Genomic DNA, 14,840 nt, shown 5'->3' with positions numbered 1-14,840 from the left:
TTTAAAGGAATATTAATTTAAAATATAAAACAGTTTTATCTTAATTAAATGTTAAGTTATTTTGGCTATTGTTATATTATAAGGAATAATATTATGCAAATGTAATAAAGTGTTTAAATTTACTAATAAATATTTACATCTTATGGATAAATTTATATAATTTAATTATAAATTACTTTATTTAAATATATAAATTTAATTAAAGGCAATAATATATAGAAAAGAGGAGGGAAAAATTTGTTTAAAAACTTCAAATGCAAAAAATTCACATCCTTTATGGTAGCGGTTACAATGATATTTTCATTGATTGCACCATCATCAGTACTTGCTGCTGAAGCAACTAGTGGTAGCATTACATTACAAATCCTTGCTACAAGTGATACTCATGGAAAATTTATGGCTTATGACTATGCAACTAATTCTAAGGATGATTCAGGAAGTCTCGCACAAATAGCATCAGCAGTTAAAAAACTTAGAAGTGATAATCCAAACAACACTATATTAGTAGACGCTGGAGATACAATAGAGGGCAACTCATCAGATATATTTTTTAATGAGGAAATTCATCCAATGATTGCAGCCTTTAATGAAATGGGCTATGATGCAGTTGTCCCAGGAAACCATGAATTTAATTTTGGGGTTCCAACTTTAGAAAAGGTTTTAAAAGGACTTAAAGCTCCAGTATTAATGGGGAATGTTTTTAAGAAAGATGGGACAACTTTAGGAAAAGCATATGAAATAGTTACAACAAAAGATGGAATTAAAGTTGGAATAATAGGTATGACAAATCCTAATATAACAAGATGGGATTCAGAGAACTTAAAAGATTACAAGGTTACTAATCCAATTGAAGAGACTCAAAAGGTTATAAAAGAAGTAAAGGACAAAGTAGATGTATTAATTGCAGTAGAGCATTTAGCTGAACAAGGAGAGTATGGTACAGCTGGTTCAGGAGCAGAAGAAATAGCAAAGGCATGTCCTGAATTGACTGCTATTGTTGGAGCCCATGGACATATGGCTACTCCAGGTAAAAAAATAAATAATGTATTATTTATAGAAAACTTAAATGCAGGACAAACATTAGGAAAAATAAATATAAAGCTTACTAAAATAAATGGTAAATATGTAGTTGCAGATAAAGAAAAAGACTTAACATCAACATTAGTATACATGAAAGATACTAAAACTAAAGAAGTAGTTTATAAAGAAGATGCAGAATTAGTTAAAAAGCTTCAACCATATCACGAAAAAGCATTAAAAGACGCTGAAGCTGTTATTGGTGAACTTAAGGGCGGAGATTTAGTTCCTGCAGAGGAAATAAAAGGAATACCAACAGCGCAAGTACAGGACACAGCAATGATTGATTTAATAAACGCTGTACAGATGCATTATTCTGGGGCAGATGTAGCAGCAGCTGCAGCTTTCAGTACTACAGCTAATATTAAAGAAGGCAAAATTAAGAAAGCTGATACATCATTAATTTATAAATATCCAAATACTCTTTACTTACTACAAGTAACTGGTAAACAACTAAAACAATATATGGAATGGTCAGCTAATTTCTATAATACAGTTAAGCCAGGGGATTTGACATTATCTTTTAATGAAAACATTAGAGGATATAACTATGATATGTTCTCAGGTGTAAAATATGAGATAGACGTAACTAAGGAACCAGGAAACAGAATTATTAATCTAAGAAAAATGGATGATACTTTAATAAAAGATACAGATGTTTTGAAGCTTGCAGTAAATAACTACAGAGCAACTTCACATTTATTAAGTGAAAAGAACAATGAAATATATAAAGACGGAAACTTACCAAAGCTTTTAGAAAAAGATATGGTAGGAGGTAAATCTGTAAGAGAACTAATAGGAGACTATATTAAGAATGTTAAAGCTGGTGCAATAACTGCTCAAGTAGATAACAATTGGAAGATTGTAGGGGCTAATTGGGACTTGTATAAGAGAGCAGTAGTAACAGAGCTTGTTAACTCCGGAAAGATGCAGCTTCCTAAATCAGCTGATGGAAGAACTGATAATGTTAAAGCTATTAAAAGTGATGATATAAAAGGATATGATTTAATTACAATAGCTCATACTAATGATACCCATTCAAGAGTAAAAGAATCAAGCAGTGATGGAATGGGCTTTGCAAAAATATCTACTGAAATAGACAGATTAAGAGCAACTACTAAAAACGTACTTGTACTTGATGCAGGTGATACTTTACATGGTCAAACTATAGCTACTCTTTCAAAGGGAGAAAGTATAGTTAAGATAATGAATTCAATTGGCTATGATGCTATGACACCAGGAAATCATGATTTTAACTACGGACAAGATAGATTATTAGAGTTATCTAAGATTACAAATTTTCCTATGTTAGCAGCAAACTTATTAAAAGCAGATGGAAGCACTGTTTTCAAACCTTATATTATAAAAGAAGTTAATGGAGTGAAATTTGGAATATTCGGTTTAGTAACTCCTGAAACTGCTTATAAAACTAATCCTAAAAATGTTGAAGGTTTAACCTTCCAAGACCCAGTTATGGCAGCGAAGAAGATGGTAGAAGAGTTAAAAGGAAAATGTGATGTTGTTGTTGCTCTAGCTCACTTAGGTGATAACGGAGAAGATACTAGTATTGAAGTTGCTGAAAAGGTAAGTGGAATAAATATAATTGTGGATGGTCACAGCCATACTACTTTACCAACTGGAAAATTAGTAAATAAGACTCTAATTGTACAAACAGGTGATTATGATAAAAACTTAGGAGAAGTTAACTTATTATTCAAGGATGGGAAGCTAGATAATATAAGAGCTACATTATTTAGCAAAGCTCAAGCTAAAAACATCTCTGAAGATAAGGATATTTTATCAATAGTTAGTGAAGTAGATAAAGAAAATTCTAAGGTTACCTCTGCTGTAATAGGAAATACTAAAGTAGAGTTAGATGGAGTAAGAGGTAATGTAAGAACAAAGGAAACAAATCTAGCCGATTTAATTACAAATGCAATGTTAGATGCCACTGGGGCAGATATAGCTTTAACTAATGGCGGTGGAATAAGAGCATCTATAGACGTTGGTGATATAACAAAGGGGGAGGTAATAACTGTACTTCCTTTTGGAAACTATGTTGTTTTAAAAGAAGTAAAAGGTTCAGACATATTAGCTGCTTTAGAACTTGGAATTTCTGATTATCCAAAAGAAAAGGGTGGATTCCCACAGGTTGCTGGAATAACCTACAGCTTTAATCCTAATAACAAAGCAGGCAGCAGATTAGTAGAGGTTAAGGTAAATGGAAAAGCAATAGATAAAAATAAGGTTTATAAGCTAGCTACAAATGACTTCATGTCAGTAGGGGGAGACGGATATACAATGCTTGCTGGAGGAAAGATTTTAGCTGAGTATCCTTCTCTAGATGAAATACTAATAAGCTATATTCAAAAGCTTGGAGCAGTAGATATTAAGACTGACGGAAGAGTAATGGTTACAACAGAGGATAAGAAGACAGAAGATAAAAACACAGAAAATAAACCAGTTGTAACTTTATCAAACCTTTATACAGTAAATAATGGAGACACTTTAAAGAAAATCGCTGACAGGTATAATGTAGGTGTTCAAGAAATTGTTAAAGCAAACGGAATTAAAAATCCTAAATTAATATTCCCAGGTCAAAAGCTTCAGATACCAGGTAAGATAGTAATAACTAAGGATACAGTTTATGTAGTAGTAAAAGGGGATACTTTAAAGAAGATTGAAGATAAGTTTGGAGTAGATTATTCAAAGATAGTTAAAAAAAATAATATTAAAAATCCAAAAATGATTTATGTTGGACAGGAACTAATTATACCTGCAAATTAGACATAAATATACAGTAAAATAAAAGAATATAATACATGTAGTTTCATGAAAATGAGATTACATGTATTATTTGTTTCATATTTAAAATGGTTAACTATATCCATTTTACTAGAGCTTCTGATATAATATTACTTATATAACATTCTAGGAGGAAAAACATGTTCAGTGCAGAAAATATATTAAACACAATATTATTAATACCGGGAATTTTACTTGCATTTACATTTCATGAATATGCTCATGCTTTAGTTGCCTACAAGCTAGGAGACAAAACACCTAAATTCCAGGGAAGACTTACTTTTAATCCTATAGCTCATATTGATCTATTGGGATTCATAATGATTTTATTTTTTAAATTTGGCTGGGCAAAGCCTGTTCAGACTAATCCTAGTGCTTTTAAAAATTATTATAAGGATGATTTGAAGGTATCTGTATCAGGAGTAATAGGAAACCTTATAGCAGCATTACTTTCATCTGTTATCTTAGCTGTCGTTGGTATTGTTTTTAGGAAAATAAATGCAGGTAACTTGTCTGATGTTTTAGCTACAATAGCATTACTATCCATACAAATTAACTGTGTATTATTTATATTAAATCTAATTCCTGTTCCAGGCTTTGATGGTTTCCATATACTTAGGGATTTATTTCCTAAGGCGTTTTATAAAATAGAAGGAACTCTATTAAGATATCAAATGGTTATACTAATATTATTTATATTTCCTATATTCGGTGGTAGGTCCATAATAGACATAATATTAGGAGGACCTGTATCAGTGCTATTTAAGTTATTTATTAACATTTCAGGCTTAATTCTAAGTATATTTTCTTAATATAGACCTGATTTTAATTTTGGGGGATAGCATTCATGGAAGGTTGGCTTATTCTAAGTAAGTTTTTCATAGTATTATATGTTGCATTATCTTTTTTAACTGCTAAGATAAAAGATTTAAGATATACGGTACTGTTTCTCACCATATACATGGCTATAAATATAATTATGTATATGTTCAAAGGCAAAGAATTTAATAAATATATTATTGCTAGTCCTTTAGTAATTATTTTATTTGCTAGTTATTTTACAAATCCATTGTTTATGATGCTATTTCCTATAAATTTATTTGAATTTTTAATCTTATCTAAACTTAAGCCTTGGATTGGAATTGTAATAAATTTTATTCTGTTATTTTTAATGCCTGTTAACCTTTTAAAAGAGTTTATGCTTGTTACTTTTTTTAGTTATGCCTTATGTTTTATTATATATGATAATTTAGAGAGAATTATTTATTTAAGAAATGAAAACAACAATCTAAGGGAAAAAAACAGTATTCTAGCTAGAAATTTAAGCCAGGATTTAGATTATCAACTTCAAATTAAGTATACTTCTCAAATAGAAGAAAGAAATAAAATTGCCCAGGAAATACATGACAATATTGGACACACTATTTCAGGAAGTCTAATGCAATTAGAAGCTGTTAAGCTTATTATGACTAAAGATGAAGAAAAAGCTAGAGGTATGCTTCAAAATACCATTGATATTTTAAGAGAAGGTATGGAAAGCATCAGATCAACTTTGAGAAATATCAAACCACCTATGCAGCAGTTAGGTATTAATAAGTTAAAGCTAATTGTAAGTGAATTTCAATTAAGCAGTGGAATGAAGGTTATTTTAATATATGATAATAAGATAGAGAAAATAGCGCATCAACACTGGAAAGTTATTAATGATAACACAAAAGAAGCTTTAACTAACTCTATTAAATACTCTAAGGCATCTAAGATTGAAATAAAAATAGAAGTTTTAAATCGGCTTGTAAAAGTAGAGGTAAAAGATGACGGAAATGGAAACCTTAATATTAAAAAGGGACTAGGTATTCTTGGAATGGAGGAGAGATGCGAAAATATAAATGGGAAGCTTGTAGTAGATGGCAGCGATGGCTTTTCTATTATAATGCTGCTCCCAATCTAATTTTATTTACTAAATATTTTAGGGGGCAATTCTATGAAAATTAGAGTATTAATTGCTGATGATGACTCTTTAATTCGAGAAAGTCTTAAGATAATTTTGGGAATGGATGATAATATAGAAATAGTTGATACAGTAGATAATGGTTTAAAGGCAGTAGAAATGTGTGCTAAAAATCTAATAGATATTGCATTACTTGATATAAGAATGCCAATCTTAAATGGGGTAGAAGCAGCAAAAAAAATTGCTGAAAATACAAATTGTAAACCATTAATATTGACCACCTTCGATGAAGATGACTATATTAAAGACGCACTAAAAAATGGAGCAAAAGGATATATATTAAAAAATAACTCTCCAGAAAAGATAATTAATGCAATTAAAACTGTATATTCAGGAAATACTGTAATGCAAGATGAAATTTTGGATAAAATAAAAGAAGGGCTGAATTATAAGAAAAATTATATTGACGAGAGTATATTTACAGAAAGAGAATTGGATATAATAAAGGCTATAGCAGAAGGTTTATCTAATAAAGAAATTTCATGTAAATTATTTATATCGGAAGGGACTGTAAAAAACTACATAACTAATATATTATCTAAGACAAATCTAAAACATAGAACACAAATAGCAATATACTATCTTAAAGGCGAGGCCTAGGAAGAGGGGGAATTTTATGATTACAAGTAAAGAAGAGTTAAAAAAAATAGTTAATAAAGAGGTTGAAGATATATGGGTTATAGATCCTCATGCCCATGTTTTCTCTAAAAATTTTAAAAACTCACTAGTATGGGGAATAGATGAGCTTTTAACTGATAATCATTTAGTAAGTGAGTATTTAGAATTCAATGTAGTAGATAAAGCAGAATTTATACTGCTTCCAAAAGAGCAACAGGCAGATTTAATTTGGAAAACCTTATTTATAGATAATTCTCCTGTTAGTGAAAAACAAATAGGAATAATATATATTTTAAATAAGCTTGGAATAGATACATCCACAAAAGACTTAAAGGAAATTAGAAAATACTTTAAAAATGTAGACTTAGAAGAGCATATAGAGAAGGTTCTTAAGGCTGCAAAGGTTAAAGAATTGGTTATGATAAATGATCCAATGGATGATAAGGAAAGAAAAGTTTGGCTAAAAACTGGCAATGCTGACGATAGGTTTAAATCTGCTATATCTGTGGATGCATTATTAAATAACTATAAGAATAGCTATAAAAAATTAAGAGAAATGGGTTACGAAGTAAGTAACAGATTGGATGAAAAATCTCTAAAAGAGATAAAGAGATACTTAACAGAATGGATAAAAAATACAGGAGCATTATACCTTTCAGCAGTTATGCCTCCAGATTTTTTACTCCCTGCTTTTTACCAAAGTGAAAAGATTATGAAGTATTGCATCATTCCTGTGTGCAAAGAATTTAATCTTCCTTTTGTAATGATTATAGGAATAAAAAGAGGAAATAATACTAAGTCAGGAGAATTCACTGATTTTGTAGCTAAAGGAAGAGTTGCTGCAGTGGAATATATGTGCAGAGCTTATCCACAAAACAAATTTATAATTACCATGGCTGCAAGAGAAAATCAGTACGAACTGATAAATGCTACAAAAAGATTTAAGAATTTATATCTTTTTGGATGTGGAAGTGATCTTAGTGGATCAAATCTTATAGAGGAAACTACAAAACTTAGAATGGAGAGCTTGGGTTTAGCTTTTATTCCTCAATATTCTGATGCAAAAGTCTTAGAGCAATTAATTTATATATGGGGCTTTATGAGAAAAACCATAGCAAGCTTATTAATTGATAAATATAAAGTTCTTTTGAAATTAGGCTGGGAAATTTCTGAAAAAGAAATTAAGAGAGACATTGAAACTTTATTTAATAATAATTTTAAAAGAATGATAAAAGAATAAATATTGTAGTGAATATGACTTTAGTCATACTATAGAAGTGACTTTTTCTAGTAAGAGAAAAGGTCACTTTTTTATATAATAAAATCAAAAGAGGAATTATTTATAAATAAGGAGAGAATTATGATGAAGATAGTTAAAATTGAAGGTTTAATAAAAAGATTTGGAGACTTAACTGCTGTTGATAACATCAATTTATATATAGAAGAGGGAGAGATATACGGATTGCTTGGTCCAAATGGAGCTGGTAAAAGTACAACTATTAATATAATGTGTGGATTACTGTCTATGGACAAAGGTAAAATAGAAGTTTTAAATGAGGATATAGTAAAAGAAGCCTATTTTACTAAAAAAAATATAGGCATGGTTCCTCAGGACATAGCAATTTATGAAGATTTGACAGCCTATGAAAATGTAAAATTCTTCGCCAGCCTTTATGGATTAAAGGGAGAAGAATTGAAAAAGAGAACTAGCGAAGCCTTAGAATTCGTAGGCCTTTCAGATAGGGCTAAGGAGTTTCCAAAGGGTTTTTCCGGTGGTATGAAAAGAAGACTTAATATAGCCTGTGCTATAGCTCATAGACCAAAGCTTATTATTATGGATGAGCCTACTGTAGGAATTGACCCTCAATCAAGAAATCATATTCTTCAATCAGTAAAAAAGTTAAATTCTATGGGATGCACAATAATATATACTACTCATTACATGGAAGAAGTTGAGGCCATTTGTACTAAAATAGGAATAATAGATCACGGAAAGGTCATAGCAGAAGGCACTAAGGAAGAACTAAAATCAATTGTTACAGATAAGAATAGTGTAGAAGTTACTGTTGACTTAATTGACAAAGTGGAAATTGAAGAAATTAAGAAAATAAATGGAGTTATTGATGTAAATATTAACGAGTATAAGATAAAAATAAGCTCTTATAAAGAAGTAAACAACTTAGATAAGATAATAATTTATTTTACTGAAAGGGACATACAGATACAAAATATCGAAACTCAGAAACCAGACCTTGAAACAGTATTCCTGACCCTTACTGGTAGAAAGTTAAGAGATTAGGGGTGAAACTATGAGAATATTAAATATAGCCTATAAAGATATTATAGAAAATCTTAGAGATAAAAGAAATATGCTAATAATGACTTTATTTCCTATTATATTGATTTTAATTTTAGGAACAGCCTTTTCAAAGGTAATGAGTGATTCCGTAGATTTAGGTGAAATTGAAGTAATTTATACTGTAAAAGGAGAAGGAAATGTTTCTAAAGCCTTCGATTCTTTGAAGGAGGATTTGAAGGATTATAAGGTAAGCTTCACCTACGAAAAGGATGAAAGTAAGGCATTAAAGGCGATTGAAGATTCAAATTACTCCTGTTATATAGTATTTGATGAAATAAATAAGGAAATAAAGCTTTATAAAAACGATAGATATAATCTAAACGCAGGTTTTATTGAAGGGATATTAAATACTTTTGTGCAAAGATATAATGTTATAAGTGAAATTGCAGTGGTAAATCCAAGAATAATAGGAGATTTAAATACCGAAAAAAATATTCAATATGTAAAGGTAGAGGCATTAGATAAGAAAGAGCAGCCAAGAGCAGTTGATTATTATGGAATTACCATGACAACTCTTATTGTAATGTATGCTTCTATGACTGCAGGCTTTGGTATGAGCTCAGAAAGAACTAGAAAAACTTTAAATAGAATGTTCATAAGTCCTCTTAAGAAGCAGGAGATATTTACTGGAAAGGTGTTAGGATTTCTAGCTGTTACAATGATACAAATTGCTATTGTTCTAGCTTTTGGAAAATTCATCATTAAGGTTAATTGGGGAGATAATATTTTGGCTGTAGCTGCTGTACTTGCAGCTGAAATAGTGATGGCAGTTTCAATTGGAATAGCAGTATCCTTTATAGCAAAAAGCGAAGGAGCTATGTCAGGCATATTAAATATGATCGTCGTAGTTATGATATTTTTAGGAGGAGGTTATGTCCCATTAGAGCAATTTAATAGTGCAACTTTGGATACAATAGCCAAATTATCGCCAATTAAATGGGTCAACGATGCGATGTTTAATTCCATATATAGAAACGACTTTAGTAAAATAGTCCCTGCTATATTAATTAATTTAATTATAGGATTAATACTGATGTTTATTTCATCAATAGCATTTAGAAAGGAGGAGGTATAAATGAAAAATATAATTTTACTGGCTTTAAATACTTTCAAGGTTACCTTTAGGAAAAAGTCAAATATTTTTGTTTATTTAATACTTCCTGTAGCAGGTATATTGTTTATGATGAATGCAATGGGTGGAGAAGGCAGTGGAACTGTAAAGGTGGGTATAGTAAATAAAGACAAAGGTGCCATATCAGAAAATATGACAAAGTATTTAGAGAATACAGGTAGATTCAAAAATGTACCTATAGAAGAAGATAAAATTAGTGATATGGTAGTAAATAAAAAAGTAGACTTAGCTTTAGTAATACCAGAGGATTTTGAAAAGAGCATATATGATGGGACTTTTAAGTCAATTAAGGTAGTATCTTTAAAAGGCCAAGAAGTTACAGCTTGGGTTGAAAATTATACTAATATGTATATTAAAAACCTATTAGACATAAGTAAAGCTTCAGAGGGAAATAAAGAAACCTTTAATAAAATATATAGTGAATATGAAAAGGGACAAGTTGCTTTAAAAGTAGAGAAGATTAAAGATAAAAGCTTTAGCAAGGGAGTAACTCAACAAGGCTTTGGATTTTTTATAATGTTTATGTTAATAGGTTCTACAATAACATCTAACATAATACTTAAGGAAAAAAGGGAAAGGGTTTATCAAAGAATATGCTCTACTCCAGTAAGCTCTAAAATCTATATAAGTGGCAACATTATAGCTAATTTAACGATAATAACAGCACAAATAATACTAGCCTTAGTTGCAGTAAGAAAAGTACTTAAGATTGAAACCTATATTCCAGATTTAGAACTATTCTTAGTTATGTTTATTCTAGGAATCGTAGCAGTTGGAATTGGAATGGTGATAGTTGCCTTATCAAAATCTTCAGCAGAGGCAGGAAATTTATCTACTCTAATAGTTACTCCTACTTGTATGCTGGGAGGGTGCTTTTGGCCATTAAGCCTAATGCCAGAAGGTCTTCAAAAGGTATCAAATTTTATTCCTCAAAAATGGGCAATAGATGCAATAGCAAAGCTTCAGAACGGATTGAGCCTTTGGGATATAAGAATGAATATATTTATAATGCTAGGTTTTGCTTTAGTATTCTTCGCACTAGCTGCATTTAAGATGAAAAATACAGATAAGACTGGAAGCTTTATATAGGAGCCAGTGGCCAGTAACCAGTTTCCAGTTGGCAGTAGCCAGTGATCAGTAACCAGAAATATAAAGGAGTCGCTAATCGCTAGTGGCTAGTCCCTATAGGATGTATATATATTCATAGAGATTAGTGATTAGAGACTAGGGACTTTTTTAAAGTTGTTTTAGAATCGTTCTTAAAGTATAATATAAACTTAGATAAATAGAGAAAATTAACTCTAAGGAGGAAGACCATGAGGCTTAGGAAAAAAAGATGGGCAAGACCTGAATTAGAAGAAAGTCCTTTTTTTAAATCTTTTGAAGAGGCAAAGGCTTTAAAGGGAAATTGGAAAGAGGAATTTAAGAATGATAATGATATATTTTTGGAATTAGGCTGTGGAAGAGGAGGATTTGCAACTCAAGTAGCCTTAAAATACCCTGAAAAAAATCTAATATCCATAGATATTAAAGATGAAATTTTAGTTTATGCCTTAAGGAATGTAGTAGCAGCAGAACTTACTAACGTAAGAATTATTGCCATGCAAATAGCATTTATTGAGGAAATATTTAAGGAAAACGAAATTAGCAGAATATATATTAATTTTTGTAATCCTTGGCCAAAGGATAGACATAAAAAGAGAAGACTTACTCATTCAAAGTTTTTGAATAAATATAAAAACTTTATAAAATCGGGCACTGAGATTCATTTCAAGACAGATGATATGGAGTTATTTGAAGAGTCTTTTGAATATTTTAATGAAAGCGGTTTTGAAATAATTTATAAAACCTATGACCTTCACAATAGTGATTATGCCAGTGAAAATTTAATGACTGAGTATGAAAGTAAATTTAAAGAATTAGGTATAAAGAGTAAGTTTTTGATAGCGAAGCTGAAGAATTTTACGAAGTAAAATTCTTCAGGTGCTAGAAGCTAGGTTCTAGGTACTAGGGAGCGTAAGAAGCTTTGCTTCTAAGCTAAATTTTAGTTTTGCAAAAGCAAAACATCTTTCATTAGAACCTAGAACCCAGCACCTAGTACCTAAAATAAAAATGCGTCTCATTTTTCTTACTTATGGAAATAATTACCTGATAAGGCTTTGTAAAGTATAGTTAAATATGCTTTACAAAGTCTTTTATTTGCTTTTCAGATGATAAAATATCAATAAAAGAATTTATTGGTAAATTTATCTTGTGAGGGGTAATGTAAGATGAACAGAATTATTCCGGTAAAAATTAAAAAGCATAATGAGAAAAAAAGTAAAATTGATAGTGAAAAGCAAAAGGGTTTATTTAAAAGCATAGAAATAAAAGTGATTTTTCAAATTACTATATTAGTGGTTGTAATATGTTGTACTTTAGGGGCTATTTCTTATTATAGTGCATCAAGGGCATTAAAGAATAGTATAAGCACTACACTATTAAATAGAGCTGAGGATGGTGCAAAGCTAATAACTTCAATGGTAGACCAGGACATTAAGGCTTTAAGTGTTCTTGCAACAAGACCGGATATTCAATCTATGAATTTTGAAATGCAAAAACAAGTATTAATAACTGAGGCAGAAAGAATGGAGTACTTAAAGTTAAGAATACTAGATAAAGATGGGGTAGTTCATTCTACTAATGGTTCAATTTATAGGCCTAATATGACAATTGAAAGTAATGAAACAATATATTTAAAAAATGCCCTGGTAGGAAAAGCAAGTATTTCAAATCCGTTTGAAACCTCTGAAGGCGAAAAAATACTTTCCATAGCAGCTCCAATTAAAAATAATGGCTCAGAGGTTTTAGGAGTTATAATTGCTGATTTTAGTTTATCTAAATTAAATGTATTAGTTCAAAGAACTAAAGTAGGAAATGATGGTTATGCTTTTGTAATAGATAGTAAAGGTTATAAAGTATCTCACAAGGATATGAACCTAGTTTTAAAAGATGATAATGATCTAAAAAAAGCTAAAGATGATAAAAGCCTTGAAAAGCTTGCTGAAATAGAAAATAAAATGATAAATAAAGAGTATGGCTATGGAACCTTTTCAAATGATGTTGGAGAAATGATTATTTCATATGCGCCAATTCCAAATACTGATTGGTCTCTAGCTCTAGTTATTCCTGAGCATGAAGTTTTTAAGGAAGTAGATGAATTAAGAAATAATGTTATATTTGCTACCTTAGGCTTTATAGTACTAGGAATAGTTGTTAGCATTGCCTTTGCAAGAGATATTAAGAAGCCTCTTATTAAAATTGAAAAGTATGCAGAAGAACTGGCTGAGAGAAATCTTTCTCATAGAATAAGCATAATGAGAAAGGATGAGTTTGCGAAAACTGCTATTGCCTTAAATACAGCCGTAGACAAATTACAAAAGGCAATAGGAATTGTAAAAATGGAAAGCTTTAAAACTTCAACATCAGCAGAAAATACTTATAAAAGTATTAGTGAAGTAAATAGTCTACTGCAGCAGGCACAGGCTGCTTCTCAAGAGATAACTGCTGGAATGGAAAGTTCTAATGTTGCTGTTAAGGAAATCAGCACTAAAACTCATAAGGTTAAAGAAGAAGTGAATAGTGCACTAATAAATATAAAAAATGGTTTAGAGGCTGCCAGCAAAATAAAGCAAAAGGCAGATAGAGTAAAAGATAGAACTCATGAATCAAAAGCACGAATATCAAATATATATGAAAACTCAAAGGAAATGCTAGAAAAGTCTATTGAGGATGCTAAAGTGGTAAATGAGGTTTCTAATATGGCAGGAAGCATATTATCTATTGCTAAGCAAACAAATCTTTTAGCCTTAAATGCTGCCATTGAAGCTGCCAGTGCTGGAGAAGCTGGAAGAGGCTTTGCTGTAGTAGCTCAAGAGATTAGAAAGCTTGCAGAAGAGGTGTCAAGTACTGTTAATGAAATTCAAACTCTGGTAAATAAAGTTGTATATGCAGTAGATGAGTTAGCAGAAGCATCAGAAAATACTTTAGGAACCTTAGAAAAGGAAACTATAAAGGATTATGATGAATTTGTAATTATGGGAGAAGAGTATAAAAAAGACGGAGATATAATAAAAAGCATTATTGAAAATTTTACCAATACCACAGATAATATTTCTACTTCAATAGATGAAATAGTAAACAGCATGGAGGAAATAACTACATCCATGAATGAAGCAGCTAAAGCTTCCTTTGAAATAGGTGAAAGCATAGGAGAAATCAGCAGTAAGAATGAAATAATCACCTATGCGTCAAAAGAAAATTCTAACAGCTCAAATAATTTATTAGAATACATGAATAAATTTAAAACACAAGAAATTTCATAATAAAAAAATAAAAATTTTCTATATTAAATGAGCGAATAATCTTGATATACAGCCGACTATTCCTTTATTTACTTTCATATATAAATTTAAAAGGGAAATAATATTACTGTGAAGTAATTTTATTAAAATAGAATTGGGAGGCGAAATAAATGTATATGGATTTTAGCTTTGCTCATATAATAACCGATATAGTTCGCGACCCGAATAATAATATAATAGCCTATAAATTGGAAAATGGTCAAACAATTTCAAAGGGAGAAGCTTTAGACCTCTCTAAACAAACTGCAATTAAAGGAATAAGTGAGGGTGTATATAATCATAGAGGAGAGTTTTTTAGTAGTGTTCCACAAGACGAATTATGTAACCTTACAGAACTTCCTGTAATTGAAATTGACAGAGAATATATTAAAAGTAGATAAATCTTACTTTTAATGCTTTTAAACAAATTTGTTTAAAAGCATTTTTTTGTTTATATTA

11 protein-coding genes are annotated in these 14,840 nt (G+C 30.3%); all 11 read left to right on the top strand.

Translation table 11 applies throughout. The features are described 5' to 3' along the window. Window positions 1-237 precede the first annotated feature (237 nt). Window positions 238-3,864 carry a 5'-nucleotidase C-terminal domain-containing protein gene (locus CLHOM_RS15230; RefSeq protein ID WP_052222556.1) on the top strand — a complete coding sequence of 1,209 codons (3,627 nt, stop codon included), beginning with the start codon at window positions 238-240 and terminating at the stop codon, window positions 3,862-3,864. A gap of 158 nt (window positions 3,865-4,022) precedes the next feature. Further along, on the top strand, window positions 4,023-4,694 hold the full coding sequence (locus CLHOM_RS15225; protein WP_052222555.1) for a site-2 protease family protein: 672 nt from the start codon (window positions 4,023-4,025) through the stop codon (window positions 4,692-4,694). A gap of 35 nt (window positions 4,695-4,729) precedes the next feature. Then, window positions 4,730-5,830, top strand: a complete 1,101-nt coding sequence (locus CLHOM_RS15220) for a sensor histidine kinase (RefSeq protein ID WP_052222554.1) — start codon at window positions 4,730-4,732, stop codon at window positions 5,828-5,830. Window positions 5,831-5,863: 33 nt separating this feature from the next. Further along, complete coding sequence (locus tag CLHOM_RS15215; protein ID WP_052222553.1) at window positions 5,864-6,490, top strand: response regulator transcription factor; 627 nt, start codon at window positions 5,864-5,866, stop codon at window positions 6,488-6,490. A 16-nt stretch (window positions 6,491-6,506) separates the two neighbouring features. Continuing rightward, window positions 6,507-7,748 (top strand): hypothetical protein, encoded by a 1,242-nt coding sequence (locus CLHOM_RS15210; protein ID WP_052222552.1) that lies wholly within the window; start codon window positions 6,507-6,509, stop codon window positions 7,746-7,748. 123 nt (window positions 7,749-7,871) lie between these two features. After that, window positions 7,872-8,807: an ABC transporter ATP-binding protein gene (locus CLHOM_RS15205; protein WP_052222551.1), complete on the top strand. Its 936-nt coding sequence runs from the start codon at window positions 7,872-7,874 to the stop codon at window positions 8,805-8,807. A 10-nt stretch (window positions 8,808-8,817) separates the two neighbouring features. After that, window positions 8,818-9,942 (top strand): ABC transporter permease, encoded by a 1,125-nt coding sequence (locus CLHOM_RS15200; RefSeq protein WP_052222550.1) that lies wholly within the window; start codon window positions 8,818-8,820, stop codon window positions 9,940-9,942. Next, window positions 9,943-11,088, top strand: coding sequence for an ABC transporter permease (locus CLHOM_RS15195; RefSeq protein WP_052222549.1), 1,146 nt, complete (start codon window positions 9,943-9,945; stop codon window positions 11,086-11,088). 227 nt (window positions 11,089-11,315) lie between these two features. Beyond that, on the top strand, window positions 11,316-11,972 hold the full coding sequence (gene trmB / locus CLHOM_RS15190) for a tRNA (guanosine(46)-N7)-methyltransferase TrmB (RefSeq protein ID WP_052222548.1): 657 nt from the start codon (window positions 11,316-11,318) through the stop codon (window positions 11,970-11,972). A 297-nt stretch (window positions 11,973-12,269) separates the two neighbouring features. Beyond that, on the top strand, window positions 12,270-14,363 hold the full coding sequence (locus tag CLHOM_RS15185; RefSeq protein WP_052222547.1) for a methyl-accepting chemotaxis protein: 2,094 nt from the start codon (window positions 12,270-12,272) through the stop codon (window positions 14,361-14,363). 149 nt (window positions 14,364-14,512) lie between these two features. Continuing rightward, the gene (locus CLHOM_RS15180; RefSeq protein ID WP_052222546.1) at window positions 14,513-14,782 is read left to right on the top strand and encodes a DUF3892 domain-containing protein; all 270 of its coding nucleotides are present in this window, start codon (window positions 14,513-14,515) and stop codon (window positions 14,780-14,782) included. The last annotated feature ends 58 nt before the right edge of the window (window positions 14,783-14,840 follow it).

The sequence above is a fragment of the Clostridium homopropionicum DSM 5847 genome (genome assembly GCF_001263795.1).
GTDB lineage: Bacteria > Bacillota > Clostridia > Clostridiales > Clostridiaceae > Clostridium_H > Clostridium_H homopropionicum.
Note: the sequence above shows the minus strand (reverse complement) of the source record. Positions and strands in the feature narration are given on the sequence as shown.

Bases quoted from the DNA above. Each gene is read 5' to 3' on its own strand.
- CLHOM_RS15205 (WP_052222551.1), top strand. From the start codon at position 7,872: ATGAAGATAGTTAAAATTGAAGGTTTAATAAAAAGATTTGGAGACTTA.
- CLHOM_RS15225 (WP_052222555.1), top strand. From the start codon at position 4,023: ATGTTCAGTGCAGAAAATATATTAAACACAATATTATTAATACCGGGA.
- trmB (WP_052222548.1), top strand. From the start codon at position 11,316: ATGAGGCTTAGGAAAAAAAGATGGGCAAGACCTGAATTAGAAGAAAGT.
- CLHOM_RS15210 (WP_052222552.1), top strand. From the start codon at position 6,507: ATGATTACAAGTAAAGAAGAGTTAAAAAAAATAGTTAATAAAGAGGTT.
- CLHOM_RS15200 (WP_052222550.1), top strand. From the start codon at position 8,818: ATGAGAATATTAAATATAGCCTATAAAGATATTATAGAAAATCTTAGA.
- CLHOM_RS15220 (WP_052222554.1), top strand. From the start codon at position 4,730: ATGGAAGGTTGGCTTATTCTAAGTAAGTTTTTCATAGTATTATATGTT.
- CLHOM_RS15215 (WP_052222553.1), top strand. From the start codon at position 5,864: ATGAAAATTAGAGTATTAATTGCTGATGATGACTCTTTAATTCGAGAA.
- CLHOM_RS15180 (WP_052222546.1), top strand. From the start codon at position 14,513: ATGTATATGGATTTTAGCTTTGCTCATATAATAACCGATATAGTTCGC.
- CLHOM_RS15195 (WP_052222549.1), top strand. From the start codon at position 9,943: ATGAAAAATATAATTTTACTGGCTTTAAATACTTTCAAGGTTACCTTT.
- CLHOM_RS15185 (WP_052222547.1), top strand. From the start codon at position 12,270: ATGAACAGAATTATTCCGGTAAAAATTAAAAAGCATAATGAGAAAAAA.